This is a genomic window from Pseudoalteromonas sp. HM-SA03, assembly GCF_002289345.1.
Taxonomy (GTDB): domain Bacteria; phylum Pseudomonadota; class Gammaproteobacteria; order Enterobacterales; family Alteromonadaceae; genus Pseudoalteromonas.
The window spans coordinates 38,775-54,206 of record NZ_NSDG01000052.1 but is presented as its reverse complement, the minus strand read 5'-3'; the positions used below and the strand labels follow the sequence as shown (position 1 = coordinate 54,206).

The following is a 15,432-nucleotide window of genomic DNA, read 5'->3' as shown; positions in this document are numbered from 1 at the left end:
TTCAGGAAAATTGGAATTTAAATAAGAATCAAGACGGGGCGATAGTATAGCAAAAGCACCTAAGTCATTCCAGCTAAAAATGACTTAGCACGGTAATATATTTTATCAGGAGGTCGTTTTAAGTAACGAACAAACCGTAAAATCAGTCTCTGTTTTTACTGCGTTGACGACGTTTCACTGTCTCCCAAGCACCATCCATCTCCTCCAAGCTCGCATCTTTAAGTGATAGTGAGGACTCATTCAAAACGGCTTCGACTTGCACAAAGCGATTTTTAAATTTCTCATTGGCTTGACGTAGCAGCTGCTCTGGATCTCGTTTTATATGTCGGCTCACATTCACAGTTGCAAACAACAAGTCGCCCACCTCTTCCGCAGTATGTTCAGAGAGTGGATCAACTTGCAACGCCTCGCTCACCTCTGCGACTTCCTCTTGTACTTTATCCCACGCGCCGTGGTAACTTGGCCAGTCAAATCCGAGTTTGGCTGCTTGCTTTTGAATTTTGTAGGCTTTTGACAATGCAGGCAAGCTGCTTGGAATATCCGCCGCGAACGCCCCTTGTTTTTGCGCCTGTTTTTCTTGCTGTTTAATGGCGTGCCATTGCTGCTCAAGCTCTGCTTCGCTTAAGCTTTCCTGCTTTTCAAATACATGAGGATGACGTCTCACTAATTTGTCATTGAGGGTTTGCACTATGTCCGCAAAGTTAAATAATCCCTGCTCTTTTCCAAGCTGAGCATAAAAAATCACTTGGAACAGCAAGTCCCCCAACTCTTCTTTTAAGTGAGCAAAGTCGCCTTGCTCAATAGCATCGGCAACTTCGTGTGCTTCTTCTAACGTATAAGGGACAATGGTTTTAAAGGTTTGCTTCTTATCCCACTCGCATCCAGTGCTTGGGTCGCGCAGCTGCGACATAATCTCTAGCAGCTGCTCTATCCCCGCTGCTGTAGAAGGCTTAGAGTCGTTTGGCATCAAAAACACCTTCGATTTGCATCAATTTAGTCAGCAAGCGATGCATAGCAGAAAGGTCATCCACCTCTACCTTCATCATAAATACCGCCACGTTTTTATCGTCTTGTGTTTGTACATTCATATTGAGCACATTGACTTTTTCATTGGCAAGCACAGAGCTAATGTCTCGGATCAGCCCTTGGCGGTCGTGCGCTTCAATTTTTAATGTAATGGCGTATGATGCTTTTACATCCTCAGACCAACTGACCGCAATTTCCCGCTCTGGATGTACATCCGTAATATGAGCAAATGACTCACAATCAGAACGATGCACTGCAATACCTCGCCCTTGTGTGATGTAACCCACAATTTCATCACCCGGTACTGGCTCACAGCATTTCGCCATATGACTCATTAAGCTGCCTACCCCATCAACGACCACTGCATTTTTGTCGCCTTTAGTGTGTTTTGGCGAGGAGATTTTTAACTTAGGTGTATCCTCAGGTTTATCTTGCACGTAGTTCAGGAATTGATTGATACGAATATCACCGGCACCAATCGCCACCATTAAATCGTCGAGTTCTTTAAAGTTAAAGCGGTCAATCGCGGGTTCTAAATCTTTATAGGTAATGTCTAGTTTTTGCAGATGACTATCTAAAATTTCCTTACCCGCTTGAAGATTTTTGTCTCTATCTTGCTGCTTAAACCAGTGATGGATCTTACTGCGCGCTCTTGAAGAATGAATATATCCCAGCGACGGGTTTAACCAATCTCGACTTGGTGAAGCATTTTTCTGGGTAAGAATCTCTACCTGATCGCCTGTGCGCAATGTGTAAGTGAAAGGCACTATTTTACCAAACACTTTTGCACCAATGCAGCGATGTCCAACATTAGAATGAATGTAGTAAGCGAAGTCGAGTGGCGTCGAGCCTAGTGGCAAATCAAAGATATCGCCCTTGGGCGTGAATACATAAACGCGGTCCTCGACAACCTGATTCTTCAGCTCATCTGCTATTTCACTGCCATCTACCACTTCTTCTTGCCACTGCAACAGTTTGCGTAGCCAGCTAATTTTTTGCTCGTATCCTGAGTTTCTGCCCGGCAATGCACCTTCTTTGTACATCCAATGAGCCGCCACCCCAAGCTCTGCATCTCGATGCATGGCCTCAGTACGGATTTGGATTTCTACCGTTTTGCCCTCAGGACCAAATACCACGGTGTGGATAGACTGATAGCCGTTTTGCTTAGGCGTAGCAATATAGTCGTCAAACTCTTTGTTTAAATGCCGCCAACTGGTGTGCACAATGCCCAACGCAGCGTAGCAATCTTGAATTTCATCTACCACCACACGCATCGCGCGAATGTCGAACAACTGTTCGAATTCATAGCTTTTTTGCGCCATTTTTTTATAAATGCTGTAAATATGCTTAGGGCGACCGTAGACCTGCGCTTTAATGCCTGCATCCGCAAGTTTTTGCGCCACCGAATTAACCATATTTTCCATATAGGCTTCGCGGTCTAGGCGTTTATCAGAAAGCTTCTTGGCAATAGACTTATACGTATCCGGATGCAAATAACGGAAAGAGAGATCTTCAAGTTCCCATTTTAATTGGCCAATCCCCAAACGGTTCGCAAGTGGTGCAAAAATATTGGCAGCCGCTTTTGCAGCAACGACTCTTTCTTCTTCAGATGCTTTCTTAACCGCACGTAAATGGCAGATTTGCTCAGCAAGCTTAATCACTACAGCGCGCACATCTTCCACCATAGCGAGTAACATACGGCGGATGTTGTCGACTTGTACCTTACCCGAGCTTTGGTGTGCCAAAGTGCTGATGGTGTCCATATTCTCCACCCCTCTTAAAAGCAGAGAGATATTTTTGCCAAGCGCTTCTTCCACTTGCTCAAGGGACAACTTTCCAGCAACAAAATAAGGAGTTAAAAACGCAGTTGCTAAGGATTCGCTATCAAAATTTAAGTCTGCAAGGATCTCTACCATTTCGATGGCGTTATTGAGATGTTCCGTTGACTCATCCGCGGGACAAAGTTCATAGGCCTTTTGCAGCCATGCTCTTTGATCTTCAGACAAGTTTAAGATAGTGAGTCGCGCATCAAACTCCAGTGGCAAAGTGGTTTGATGCGACTGCCGAGTAGCAACCATGTTTTGATACCTCCTTAAAATTACTTACCCGCCTCATTTTCGGGTAAATTACCTAGCCTAATGCTCGGGCAATAACAGCCTCAAAGCTCAGGCTATTTACACTGTTTTTTAAACAGCGCCATGGTTTCGATATGTCCCGTGTGGACAAACATATTCATTAAGCCAAGCTTCTCTAATTCAAAGCCTGCCTGTGCTATTACCAAAGCATCGCGCGCCAGTGTAACTGGGTCGCATGACACGTATAAAATACGGGTAAACTGCGTCAACGGTAACTGCTGTAAAACCTCAAGTGCACCTGGCCTTGAAGGGTCCAGTACTAATACATCCAGATTTGCGTCGAACCAAGCAGCCTCTGCAATCGACTGGGTTAGATCAAAACAGTGAAACTGAACATTACTGATTTTATTAGTTTGCGCATTTTGCTGAGCCATTGCAACCGATTGCGCTTCACCTTCTACCCCAATCACATTTTTTGCTTGTTTTGCGAGCACCAAAGAGAAATTTCCCACTCCACAGAAAAGATCGAGGACACTTTCATCGTTACTCAGCTGTAGCCAGTCTGTCGCTTGGCGCAGCATTGCTTCGTTTACAGATTGATTTACTTGAATAAAGTTGTTCAATTTAAACTCAAGTGTTAAGCCAAATTCATTAAGGTGATAGAATGGCAACTGAGAGTACACAACTGGCGTCTCGCCATCGTCAAACAGGACCTGACAATTTTCCAGCTCGTTTTGTAGCGTTTCACGAGTCGAAGCGGACAATGACTTTGTATGACGACACAACACATAATTATGATTGTCGGCCTGACAAAGCTGAATATGACTGATCAGCCTAAACTCACTTAGCGACTGCGCAAGTGCACTTAGCGTGTTAACAATACGGTCAAAAGGCGACACCAATACGTCACACTGCGCTATTTCGATAATCTGCTTCGACTGACTTGCTCTAAAGCCCAACTTGACGCTTTTGCTTTGTTTATCAAAAATACATGCCAAACGAGCAGCACGGCGATAATGAAGCGCCATTGAGGTGATCGGCGCTTGCCAAGGTAAGTGTTTGATATTGGCAAAACGCGCAAAAAGTTTTTCAACTGCAAGTTGCTTTTCATCGAGCTGAGCATTAACACTTTGATGCTGCAAGCTACAACCACCACACTGCTGGTAATGCGGGCAAAACGGCTTAACACGCTCTTTGGAGGCATTAAGTACTTTGGTCATCTTCGCTTCCAACAGTTTAGACTTGGCCTGTACAACCTGTGCTATCAATCGCTCGCCAGTCAAGGCACCAGTCACAAAACAGACCTTACCCTCATGGCGAGCAACACCTCGCCCCTGATGATCCATTGACTCTATGCTTAATTCTATTTGCTTTGACGGCTTAGCAGCTTTCTTAGCACGAAAAATCTGTGCCATTGGGTTCCTCATTTGTTTGCTTATCACGTCGGTAAAAGATAATCTTAGTTACAGATTTCTCTGCACTTTTTTGACCCTATGACAAAATTAAACCTGCGTGACAGTATTTTACTACTCACTCTTTTGCCAACCCTTTTGGTTGGCTTGCTACTTGGTGGTTATTTTACTATAAATCGCTACGTAGAGCTTGAGGAAATTCTGATAAGTCAGGGAAATCGCATTGCAGATTCTCTGGCCATGTCAGTAGAATACCCAATAGAAAAACAAGATAAAGTGCATTTACACCGCATTTTAAGCCAGGCACACAATAAACACGCACCACTGGTGAAAAGCATCGCGCTGTTTGATAACCAAAATCAGCTTATTCTTACCAGTAATTATCATAGTGAGTTCGACAAGTTACATTATTTTGGTGAAGTGCAAAAGCTACAAACCACCGAAGTCACTACACTAAAAAATACCTTTGTGTTTTATTCACCAGTTAAAAACCATTTAGCCAAAAAAACCGATTGGCACAGTGCAGAGCCGGCTACGCTGGCGATTTTAGTCGTAGAGATCAGTAAAGACCAAGCGTTGATATCGCAGCAACGCGCGCTGATTTTGAGTGCCATTGTTATTATTTTCTCCTTTTTACTTAGCGTTATGTTGGCCATGCGATTGTCACGTATGCTAACCAAACCAATTGCCAATTTGATTTTAGCCACAGACAAGCTCAACGAAGGTAAACAAGACATCGCAATCAATGAGCCGATGCGGGGTGAATTTGAGCTTTTGCGTCAAGGCTTGATCGTTATTGGCAGAAAGATGGCCAATCAAAAAGACGAAATGCAAAAGCACATTGACCAGGCAACTAGTGATTATCGTGAAACCCTAGAGCAGTATGAAACGCAGAATATTCAGCTTAATATTGCCAAAAAAGAGGCACAAGATGCTAACCGCGTAAAGTCGGATTTCTTGGCTAAGATGAGTCATGAACTTAGAACGCCGCTCAATGGTGTCATAGGCTTTACCCGTCAACTTTATAAAACACCATTAAATAAACACCAAAAAGATTATTTAGATACCATAGAGCTATCTGCAAACAGCCTGCTTACCATCATTAGTGATATCTTGGATTTCTCAAAGCTAGAAGCTGGTGCTATGGAGTTGGAGAACATTCAGTTTGAATTACGCGACGCTATCAATGAGGTCATGACCTTATTAGCGCCAAGTGCCCACGACAAACAGCTAGAGTTTTCCATTTCTGTTAATCGCCAAGTGCCCGACAACTTAATTGGCGACCCTACGCGATTTAAACAGGTATTGACCAATCTAATCAGCAATGCCATCAAGTTCACGGAGAAAGGCTCAGTCAAAGTAGATATTAACCATCGCTTGATGGATGAATCTCAATCCTCATTGTTAGTGTCTGTCAGCGATACCGGGGTCGGTATTGCGCAGGATAAGCAAGACGCGCTATTTACGCCGTTTGCTCAAGCCGATACCAGTATTACCCGTAAATTTGGCGGCACAGGTCTAGGCCTTATCATCACTAAGCATATTGTTGAGGCAATGAATGGCCGTATCACTCTTAACTCAGCGCCTGGAAATGGTACCTGTTTCTCATTTAATGCCGTCTTTGCCCTACCAAACCGTCTCTACAACGACGATTTACCAAGCAAGCCGCTAGAAAATAAGCGCGTGCTTTACTTTGAACCGCAAGAGCATACTCATTACGCTGTAATGGCCCAGCTACAAGCATGGGATATGCAAGTGACTCGTTGCCTCACCGAAGAAGACTTTGATATAGCCTTGGCACAGGATTTTAATTACGATATCTGTTTAATCGGCTCTATGGCAAGCGTCGATCAAATGCAGACGGTTAAGAGTTACATCAAGCAAGCTCGCGGATCCGCCGACTATTTATATTTGATGGTTAATACCGTGTCTCATAATATGCGTGAGGCGCTTATTGGCAGTGGTGCTGACGCTTGTTTAAGCAAACCACTTAATCACAGAAAACTATGCGAAATGCTTGCAGCACCCTATCGTTTAGACCACCCAGATATGAGCGCCAATGAAATCGAAGCCACAAGTTTACCGCTTAAAGTACTCGTTGCGGACGATAACGATGCTAACTTGAAGTTGATCTGTACTTTGTTAGATGAGCAGGTAGAGGCAATAGATACCGCACATAATGGCGCTCAAGCAGTCAGTTTATGTAAATCAAGGAAATACGACCTGATATTTATGGATATTCAAATGCCCATAATGGATGGCATCAGCGCCTGTAGAAGCATAAGAGATTCGTCCTTAAATGAGGATACCCCCATCATCGCCGTCACCGCACATGCACTTGCTGGCGAAAAAGAGCAATTGCTTAAAGATGGCTTTAGTAACTATATGACTAAACCCATAGATGAAGATATGCTCAAGCAAATTATTTGCGACTATAGCGCATCTTCACCAGTAGCGAGACAAAAAAATATTGAGAGTCATCAGCATAGTGTGCCGCCATTTAATAGCCAAATGTTAGATTGGGGGTTAGCATTGCAACGAGCGGGTAATAAACCTGATTTAGCATTGGAAATGCTCAACATGCTGCTTTCTAGCGTGCCCGAAACGTTGCAGCAGTTAGAATCTGCACAAAATACAGAAGATCTCCCAACACTGCTCAAAGTAGTGCATAAGTTTCACGGAGCCTGTTGTTATACTGGCGTACCAACCCTGAAGAAATTGGCTGAAACCATTGAAACCGGACTAAAACAAGAAAAATCACTCAATGATATCGAGCCTGAGTTATTTGAACTGGTTGATGGACTCACTTTATTACTTTCTGATTCCGAGCCTGCACAATCCAACTGATCTTTATATTCACACTCATCTATTCGCTACTTTTATGCAAACAACCATAGCAATAGCGAATAGATGGGAAGTATGGTAAATAGCTCCCTAACACACCAGACAACGCTTCCCGACAATTTATTACACTTTCTAACAGCACTTTTCCAAGTATTGTAACAAACTTATTACATTCTAAATTCTCGCAACCTTTAACTTACGAAAGGAATTCTGTATGTATCTCATCAAGTCAGCACTTACGCCTGCTGCCGTCTTCACTCTCGCTTTTGCTTCTTGTAGCCACGCTATTGAAACGTCATCTGACGAATGGCAAGTTCGTCTGGGAGGAGGAGCTGCCGCTGCAGATTTGCCGTGGAAAGGCATTGAAAGTGAGCTGGTCTCAATTCCCATCATCGATATCCAAAAGGGAAACTGGTTTATCAACCAAGACAGCTTAATTGGCTATCGCTTTCCTATTACTAGTGATTTATCTGTCTACTCCGGATTGGGCTATCGCCAAGACGGCTATGACGGTGTGTTCCGAGATGCTAAATCTGAGGACAAGGTTTTTGAGGGATATGATGCACCGGATGGCGATGTTACTGTTAACTACGGCGTTACCTACCTGTGGTTTACGCTAGCTGGTCACAGTGATATTTCCGATAATTCAGATTCAACCACAGCTACCTTTTCGGTATCAATCCCACTGTACAACGATGGCCGAGGATTTAAAATCTCAGCAGTAGGTAATGTAGAGTGGCTGCAGTCTGATTACGTCAATTATATTTACGGGGTGAACGGGAAAAATATCGATATAAGCCGTGGTCGAGTGGGCTACTTAACTGCTGATGACGCCGTGAACTATTCGGCAGGGTTGACTGTGTATTATCAGTTAAAAACACAACTCAGTCTGGTTGGTGGGATAACACGAACTAAGCTCGATGATGTTATTGCCAATAGTCCTTTGCTAGACAGAGACACCAGTGACCTAGCCTATGTTGGCCTAGTCTATCAATTTTAAGCTATTATCTGAGTTAAAATTAAATAAAAAACCCAAGTTAAACTCGGGTTTTTTATCATAATGCTTGTTCACATCATCAAATAGTTTTAATCGCTTTCCGCTTCTTGATTATGTAGCTCAAGGCTAGCAGACATCGCAGCTTCACGATTAGACTTTGCCGAATCGTTGCGTAGCTCATCAATGTGATTGAGATAGTTCTGGTCAACGTCACCTGTGATGTATTGACCATCAAATACCGAAGTCTCAAAGCGAGCGATCTCTGGATTTTCTTGACCTACGGCTGCAATTAAATCGCTTAGCGATTGGTAGATCAAACCATCCGAACCAATACTTGCATTGATATCTTCCACTTCACGGCCATGTGCGATTAGCTCTGATGCAGAAGGCATATCAATGCCATATACGTTCGGGAATCTTACCTCTGGTGCAGCTGATGCAAAGTACACGTTCTTCGCACCCGCTTCACGCGCCATTTCAACGATTTGCGCTGATGTAGTGCCTCGCACAATGGAGTCGTCGACAAGTAGCACGTTCTTACCAGCAAACTCTCTGTCAATCGCGTTAAGTTTACGACGTACAGACTTCTTACGCAGCTCTTGCCCCGGCATAATAAAAGTTCGGCCAATGTAGCGATTCTTAACAAACCCTTGGCGATAAGGAAGCCCTAGCACGGAAGCAATTTCAAGTGCGATATCACATGAGGTTTCAGGGATTGGGATAACCACGTCGATATCTTTATCGCCCCACTCAGTTGCGATTTTCTCACCGAGCTTGGTACCCATATTCACGCGAGTCGCATAAACAGACATTTTATCAATGTTTGAATCTGGACGAGCAAAATATACAAACTCGAAGATACAAGGTGCAAGCGTCGTTTTAGCAGCGCAGATCTGCGAGAAAAACTCACCTTTTTCAGTTACGTAAATAGCTTCACCAGGTGCAACATCTCGCACAAACTCAAAGCCATCCGTTGCCAATGCAACACTCTCTGAAGCGAACATGTATTCCATGCCACGCTCTGTTTCTTTCCTACCGAAAACAAGCGGACGAATACCGTGAGGGTCTCTAAATGCCAAAATACCATGGCCGATGATCATCGCGATACTCGCGTAACCACCAGAAACAATAGACACAACCTCAGTTACTGCCGTAAACATGTCTTCCGCGTCTAATTTCATCTTGTCTGTTTTGCCAAGCTCGTGAGCTAAGATGTTCAACAGGATTTCTGAATCAGACGTAGTATTAACGTGGCGGCGTGCTTGAGTAAACAAACGCTCTTTTAATTTTTCTGCATTGGTCAAGTTGCCGTTGTGCGCAAGGGCAATGCCAAATGGAGAGTTTACGTAGAAAGGTTGAGCTTCTGCTGAGCTTGAAGAACCAGCAGTAGGATAACGTACATGACCAAGACCAATGTTGCCCTGTAGGCGTTTCATGTGTCTTGTATGAAATACGTCTTTCACTAGACCGTTTGCTTTTCGTAAGCTAAACGTATTGTTGTCAATGGTAATAATGCCAGCCGCATCTTGGCCACGGTGTTGCAAAACAGTTAAGCCGTCATAAATCGCCTGATTAACAGGAGATGTTCCGACTATCCCAACGATACCACACATTAAAAATTTCCTCGCCGATTAACGGTTTACTGAATCTAAAAAGCTCGAGTTATGTTCAAGATAGGAGAAAAACCACTCTATCACAAAGCCAAATTCAGGAATTAAGTTTGATGTTTTCCACCACTGCGTGTCTGGTGCACTGGTAAACGCATCAAGGAAAAAGAGTAAGGCGCTAACGACCAACACACCTCGAAGTCCACCGAATACAATCCCAAAGATCCTATCGGTGCCTGAGAGCCCAGTTCTTTGAACCAGTTCACTCAAGACATAATTAACAAGCCCGCCTAACATCAAGGTCGCAAAAAAGAGTATGGCTATTGCGGCTGCATTTCTTAAAAGGGGTTCTGAAATGAATGTTAGGAAGGTTGCGAGATATTGGTAAAAAATACTAGAGATGAAAAAAGCGCCGATCCATACGACAAGTGACATCGCTTCTTTGACAAAGCCTCGAAGCAAGCCAAAGATAGTCGATAAACCAACAATACCAAGAATGGCGTAATCAACCCAGATCATAGTAACCAATAAGTCGTTAATGTGGGGCGCATTCTAAAAGGTTTAGCATCGAAATGCCAGATCATTTTGCCACATCAAATTGTGTCAAACGGCCATTTAACTTAGTTAATTTCTTTAGTTCTGGTAACTTAGCTTCAAGTTCAGCTTTATTTAAGTCTGGTCCGACAAACACTTTTGTCAGTGTACCATTAGGGGTTTTAACGGGTTTTGTAAAGGTTTTAAAGCCATTGTCAGCAAGCTTCTTCGTCAGTGCATCGACGTTCGACTTATGCGAAAAGCTACCAAGCTGAATGACATAGGCCATTTTTGAAAAGTTAGCAGTCTCTGGACGCGTTAATTTCGCCACCTCAACTTTGTCGGTCGTTGCGACGGGCTTTGCCTCAATTTGTGTAGATGGCGTATCTGATTGCGGCGTATTGGCTAGCGTTGTCTCTTCTGTGTCCTCTAGTTTTGCATCATCGGCGTCAATACTTTCCAACGGCTCAGAAGGCAACTCAGGCGCAAGCTTGGCTTGCGCATCCACTTTTTCTTGCAGGTCAATGGTTTTGAACTCAGGTCTTTCAGGGATCGCTTGAAATCCTTCCTTGTAGTGGACCTTTTCACCATCAAGGATATTTGGAATAAAGATCACCGCAGCAACCACGACGATACTCGTTCCAACAAGGCGATTTATAAATACTGAGTTCACAACTTTACTCTCTACTAAACGTTAAATCTTCTTTGGTTATTTTCACCAGTATTCCATTGCCTCAGCAACGGTAAAGAACGAGCCAAATACCACCAATGCCTGATCGCTCGTAAGGGTATCGAGCTGAGTATCAAGTGCTGCTGTAACGCTATCGAATAAGATGACATTGCAACTTGGGTCAAGCAAAGGTTTAAGGTTTTCCGCACGCTCTCCACGAGGTCCTGAAAGCGAAGCTAAACTCCAGCTATCTACATATTGGGTGACTTCTTTCAGCACACTGGCTTTGTCTTTATCCGCAAGCATAGCGACTAAGGCATGAATTTTAAACCCTTTTTGCTTGAGTTCTTGTAACTTAGTTGCCAAATATCTTGCAGATTCTGGGTTATGAGCAACATCTGTATACACTAACGGCGTGGTATTGAGTTGCTGAAAGCGACCTTCTACTTGCAAATTTGCCAAACAAGTCTTCACTGCATCATAGCTAGGTAGCAACTCAAGTTTAGCTAATACCGTTAACGCTGTCGCAGCATTTTGTGCTGGAATGGCTGGTTTGTCGAAGTGCCAATCAAAATCAAGATATTGCCATCTAAACTGAGAATCTAGCGGGGTAAAATAAAAATCGCGTTTTGATAACACCATATCTGCCGCAATTTCGTTGCCATAGTCTGTAACCGTATGTGGAATATTTAAATCACCAACGATTGCAGGCTTACCACTGCGGAAAATGCCAGCTTTGTCATAGCCTACCAGTTCTCTAGTATCACCCAGATACTCTTTATGATCTAAGTCGACAGTCGTGATAACAGAGGCAAATGGCGAGACTATATTTGTCGCATCAAACCGCCCGCCTAAACCAACTTCAAGCAAAATATAATCAACCTTACAGCGCTTGAAAATACTGAGCGCACCAAGCGTACCAAACTCAAAATAAGTTAGCTGAGTGTCTTTGCGGGTGTCATCGAGGAATTTAAATGCATCGATATGATACTGATCTTCAAGCTCTGCCCCATTCACTCGAACACGCTCGTTGTAGCGTACTAAATGTGGTGAAGCATAGGTGCCAACCGACGACCCTTGTGCGAGCAACAACGACTCCAAGCACCTGGCTGTTGTGCCTTTACCATTGGTTCCACCAATTAGAATAATTTTACTGAAAGGCTCAAGTAATCCGGCTTGCTCGGCAACTTGCGCTACACGCTCAAGTCCCATTTCAATGGTGGCTGGATGAATTGCTTCTAAATAACAAAGCCAATCATCAAGGCTTGATGATTGGCTAGGCTGTTTAACCGTCATAAGTTGAGTAGCTCAATTTGAAAAATTTACGCTACTCTATGCTCTTGTTCAGTGGAAGGCAAGTCCATAAACTTCGCTAAAATGCGTGCTAACGTATCACGCATTTCACGACGGTCGACGATCATGTCAATCGCACCATGCTCTAATAGGAACTCACTGCGCTGGAAACCATCAGGTAGGGTTTCACGTACTGTTTGTTCGATAACACGTGGACCCGCAAAACCGATAAGTGCTTTTGGCTCTGCCACATTGATATCACCAAGCATTGCCAATGATGCAGAAACACCACCCATAGTTGGATCGGTTAATACAGAGATAAATGGCAAGCCTTTATCACTCATTTTTGCCAATGCAGCACTTGTTTTTGCCATTTGCATCAATGACATAAGTGCTTCTTGCATACGTGCACCACCAGATGCAGAGAAACAGATTAACGGCATGTTATGTTCTAAACAAACGTTAACTGCATCAACAAATCTCGCACCAACAACTGACGCCATTGAACCACCCATAAAGGAAAATTCAAAAGCAACAGCAGCAACAGGAATACCCTTTACGCGACCTTTCATTGCAACTAAAGCATCTTTCTCACCGCTTACCTTTTGTGCTTGAACGATACGATCTGAATATTTTTTAGAGTCTTTAAACTTTAATACGTCTTGTGGCTCATGTTCTGTGCCAAGCTCTTGACGATCCGCATCATCTAAGAAACTTTCAAGGCGCTTACGTGCCGTAATACGCATGTGATGATCACACTTAGGACATACGTTTAAAGACTTTTCTAATTCCGCTTTGTATAGGATTGAATCACAATCTGTACACTTTGCCCAAACCCCTTCTGGGATCTCTTTTTTACCAGAAGATTTAGTGGTTTTAGGTAAGATCTTTTCTAACCAACTCATTTGCAACTCTCTATCGTGCTTTATTCTGTTCCGTCAGCAAAGACAGACATCTTTTCCCAATTAAATCATGATTTAGCTATGGGTGATATAAAAAACTGGTCTTAAGAGTACAAGGTACTACATAAATATGACCGTTACACTAATTCCTCAGGTAAGAATAAAGGCCCAAGCGGCATCTTTTCTATTTGCCATTGTTCAGGGTAGTCCACATCAACTAAATACAATCCGTTAGGCTTTGCCGTAGCACTTGCTAACGTGCGATCTTTTGCAACAAGCAGCTCCGCCATCCACTCAGGCTCTTGCTTACCGACACCAATATCAAGTAAACAACCCGTAATATTGCGCACCATATGATGTAAAAACGCGTTCGCTTTAATATCTATAACAATATATTTGCCAATGCGTTTCACCTCTAAGTGATGGATATTCCGAAACGGCGTATTAGACTGGCAATGTACCGCCCTGAAAGACGTGAAATCTTGCTCCCCTATCATCACAGGGCATGCAACTTTCATTCTTTCAACATCAAGCTCGTGATGAAAGTGCGTTACGCCACTGCGTAAAATACCCGGTCTGTAGGTGTGATTATAAATAACATAGCGGTATCGGCGAGCTGTCGCAGAAAAACGAGCATGGAACTCTGGGTCGACTTCTTTAGCAAATCGTACCGCAATGTCGTCGGGAAGCTGAGAATTCATTCCTAATGTAAAAGCGCTCATATCGCGAGCAGAATCCGTGTCAAAATGCACGAGTTGACCCGTCGCATGAACCCCCGCATCAGTGCGCCCTGCGCAAGTTATCTCAACGGGATGATTACAGATATTCGATAGCGCTTTTTCTATTTCTTCTTGGACACTGCTGACATGATTTTGCCTCTGCCAACCACTATAATTTGCACCATTATATTCAATGCCTAACGCTACTCGCATACTTTTTCTATCGCAACCCATAACAAAAACGACATTTTATGCGATTGGCGATGTGAATTAAAGCGCTTAAGCTAAGAAGTAGATGATGATACCGGCCAAACAAGGCAATTACTTTATTTGGTCGGTATCATTGATGTGAGTATTAAGACTCTGTAAGACTTGATTTAAGCGACTTAGCCTCAGCTTGCACCGAATCCGGGCCGTTCTCAATAACATCGTTGAGCGTTGATATAGCCGAATCATAATCTTGAATTTCGATGTAAGCTTTTGCTAGATCTAATTTAGCAGCAAATCCTTCATCCTCTAAATCAACATCTGTGGTATTTTCACCCGCTAATAGCTCTTCAAAATCGCCAAGTCCAACGTCCATATTTGCGCCAACGTAAGGTTCAACATCGCTATCAAGATCGTCGCTTTGTTCAAGTAGATCTTCAATTTCTAAGTAATCTTCTGAACCTTCGGCGTCCGTTGGTAGCGCTTCAGCTTCCCCTGCGACCAATTCGTCTTGTAACAAGCTATCGAAATCTACTTCAAAATCTTCTGCATTTCCGGCGTCAAAGTCACTGGGGTCATCCAGTTCGCTGAGTAGAGCATCGAAGTCTGCTTGGGTAAAGTCTGCCATAAATTCTTTTTCAATTTCGGCTTCATTGACCTCAGGTAATTCAGATTCTGTTTGTGGCTCAGAAAGTAGCGTTTCCAAGTCATCTTCATCGTTTAATTCTGGCAGAGCCTCTTCAATTTCAAGCTCAGGTTCGTCTTCAAGCAAAGTTTCTTCGTCAAAATCTGCGTTTAATTCTGGCAGCTCGTCTTCGATTTCAAGTGCAGGTTCAGACTCAAGCGTATCATTTTCTGCAGCTTCGACTGGTGCTTCAGGTTCGTCTTCAAGCAAGGTCTCTTCGTCAAAATCTGCAGTTAACTCTGGCAGCTCGTCTTCGACTTCCAGTTCAGATTCAGACTCAAACGTATCACTTTCAGCTTCGTCGAGCGGTGCTTCAGGTTCGTCTTCAAGCAAGGTCTCTTCGTCANAAATCTGCGTCTAACTCTGGCAGCTCGTCTTCGACTTCAAGTTCAGGCTCAGACTTAAGCTCGTCATTTTCAGCTTCGTCGAGCGGCGCTTCAGATTCGTCTTCAAGCAAGGTT

At 43.5% G+C, this 15,432-nt stretch carries 12 protein-coding genes; 2 read left to right on the top strand and 10 right to left on the bottom strand.

Going from position 1 to position 15,432, the window contains the following annotated elements; translation table 11 throughout:
- Positions 1–142 precede the first annotated feature (142 nt).
- From mazG to rlmD, 3 genes are all read right to left on the bottom strand, one after another.
- The gene (gene mazG, locus CKO50_RS10875) at positions 143–967 is read right to left on the bottom strand and encodes a nucleoside triphosphate pyrophosphohydrolase (RefSeq protein ID WP_095728167.1); all 825 of its coding nucleotides are present in this window, start codon (positions 965–967) and stop codon (positions 143–145) included.
- A complete protein-coding gene (relA, locus tag CKO50_RS10870) occupies positions 951–3,104 on the bottom strand; it encodes a GTP diphosphokinase (protein ID WP_095728166.1) in 2,154 nt (717 codons plus the stop codon). Before relA ends, mazG begins: the two co-directional genes overlap by 17 nt.
- A 92-nt stretch (positions 3,105–3,196) precedes the next feature.
- Entirely contained in the window at positions 3,197–4,516 is a 1,320-nt protein-coding gene (gene rlmD, locus CKO50_RS10865; protein WP_095728165.1) for a 23S rRNA (uracil(1939)-C(5))-methyltransferase RlmD, read from the bottom strand.
- A gap of 78 nt (positions 4,517–4,594) precedes the next feature.
- Here rlmD and barA point away from each other — a divergent pair, with 78 nt between their 5' ends.
- Positions 4,595–7,360 carry a two-component sensor histidine kinase BarA gene (gene barA / locus CKO50_RS10860; protein ID WP_095728164.1) on the top strand — a complete coding sequence of 922 codons (2,766 nt, stop codon included), beginning with the start codon at positions 4,595–4,597 and terminating at the stop codon, positions 7,358–7,360.
- 211 nt (positions 7,361–7,571) lie between these two features.
- Entirely contained in the window at positions 7,572–8,357 is a 786-nt protein-coding gene (locus CKO50_RS10855) for a MipA/OmpV family protein (protein ID WP_095728163.1), read from the top strand.
- Positions 8,358–8,443: 86 nt separating this feature from the next.
- Here the strand turns inward: CKO50_RS10855 and purF are convergent, their stop codons facing one another.
- The 7 genes from purF to CKO50_RS10820 form a co-directional block, all read right to left on the bottom strand.
- On the bottom strand, positions 8,444–9,967 hold the full coding sequence (gene purF, locus CKO50_RS10850) for an amidophosphoribosyltransferase (protein WP_095728162.1): 1,524 nt from the start codon (positions 9,965–9,967) through the stop codon (positions 8,444–8,446).
- A gap of 18 nt (positions 9,968–9,985) precedes the next feature.
- Positions 9,986–10,480 carry a CvpA family protein gene (locus CKO50_RS10845; RefSeq protein WP_010369359.1) on the bottom strand — a complete coding sequence of 165 codons (495 nt, stop codon included), beginning with the start codon at positions 10,478–10,480 and terminating at the stop codon, positions 9,986–9,988.
- A gap of 61 nt (positions 10,481–10,541) precedes the next feature.
- Complete coding sequence (locus tag CKO50_RS10840; RefSeq protein WP_095728161.1) at positions 10,542–11,168, bottom strand: SPOR domain-containing protein; 627 nt, start codon at positions 11,166–11,168, stop codon at positions 10,542–10,544.
- A gap of 42 nt (positions 11,169–11,210) precedes the next feature.
- Positions 11,211–12,461, bottom strand: coding sequence for a bifunctional tetrahydrofolate synthase/dihydrofolate synthase (gene folC / locus CKO50_RS10835; protein WP_095728160.1), 1,251 nt, complete (start codon positions 12,459–12,461; stop codon positions 11,211–11,213).
- Between the two features lie 26 nt (positions 12,462–12,487).
- Entirely contained in the window at positions 12,488–13,363 is an 876-nt protein-coding gene (accD, locus tag CKO50_RS10830) for an acetyl-CoA carboxylase, carboxyltransferase subunit beta (RefSeq protein ID WP_010606271.1), read from the bottom strand.
- Between the two features lie 134 nt (positions 13,364–13,497).
- A complete protein-coding gene (gene truA, locus CKO50_RS10825; RefSeq protein ID WP_010606270.1) occupies positions 13,498–14,292 on the bottom strand; it encodes a tRNA pseudouridine(38-40) synthase TruA in 795 nt (264 codons plus the stop codon).
- 142 nt (positions 14,293–14,434) lie between these two features.
- Positions 14,435–15,304: a FimV/HubP family polar landmark protein gene (locus tag CKO50_RS10820; RefSeq protein WP_095728159.1), complete on the bottom strand. Its 870-nt coding sequence runs from the start codon at positions 15,302–15,304 to the stop codon at positions 14,435–14,437.
- Between the last annotated feature and the right edge of the window lie 128 nt (positions 15,305–15,432).

Excerpts from the sequence above, each read along its gene's own strand:
- rlmD (WP_095728165.1), bottom strand. The coding sequence starts at position 4,516 with ATGGCACAGATTTTTCGTGCTAAGAAAGCTGCTAAGCCGTCAAAGCAA.
- accD (WP_010606271.1), bottom strand. The coding sequence starts at position 13,363 with ATGAGTTGGTTAGAAAAGATCTTACCTAAAACCACTAAATCTTCTGGT.
- barA (WP_095728164.1), top strand. The coding sequence starts at position 4,595 with ATGACAAAATTAAACCTGCGTGACAGTATTTTACTACTCACTCTTTTG.
- truA (WP_010606270.1), bottom strand. The coding sequence starts at position 14,292 with ATGCGAGTAGCGTTAGGCATTGAATATAATGGTGCAAATTATAGTGGT.
- CKO50_RS10845 (WP_010369359.1), bottom strand. The coding sequence starts at position 10,480 with ATGATCTGGGTTGATTACGCCATTCTTGGTATTGTTGGTTTATCGACT.
- mazG (WP_095728167.1), bottom strand. The coding sequence starts at position 967 with ATGCCAAACGACTCTAAGCCTTCTACAGCAGCGGGGATAGAGCAGCTG.
- purF (WP_095728162.1), bottom strand. The coding sequence starts at position 9,967 with ATGTGTGGTATCGTTGGGATAGTCGGAACATCTCCTGTTAATCAGGCG.
- relA (WP_095728166.1), bottom strand. The coding sequence starts at position 3,104 with ATGGTTGCTACTCGGCAGTCGCATCAAACCACTTTGCCACTGGAGTTT.
- CKO50_RS10855 (WP_095728163.1), top strand. The coding sequence starts at position 7,572 with ATGTATCTCATCAAGTCAGCACTTACGCCTGCTGCCGTCTTCACTCTC.
- folC (WP_095728160.1), bottom strand. The coding sequence starts at position 12,461 with ATGACGGTTAAACAGCCTAGCCAATCATCAAGCCTTGATGATTGGCTT.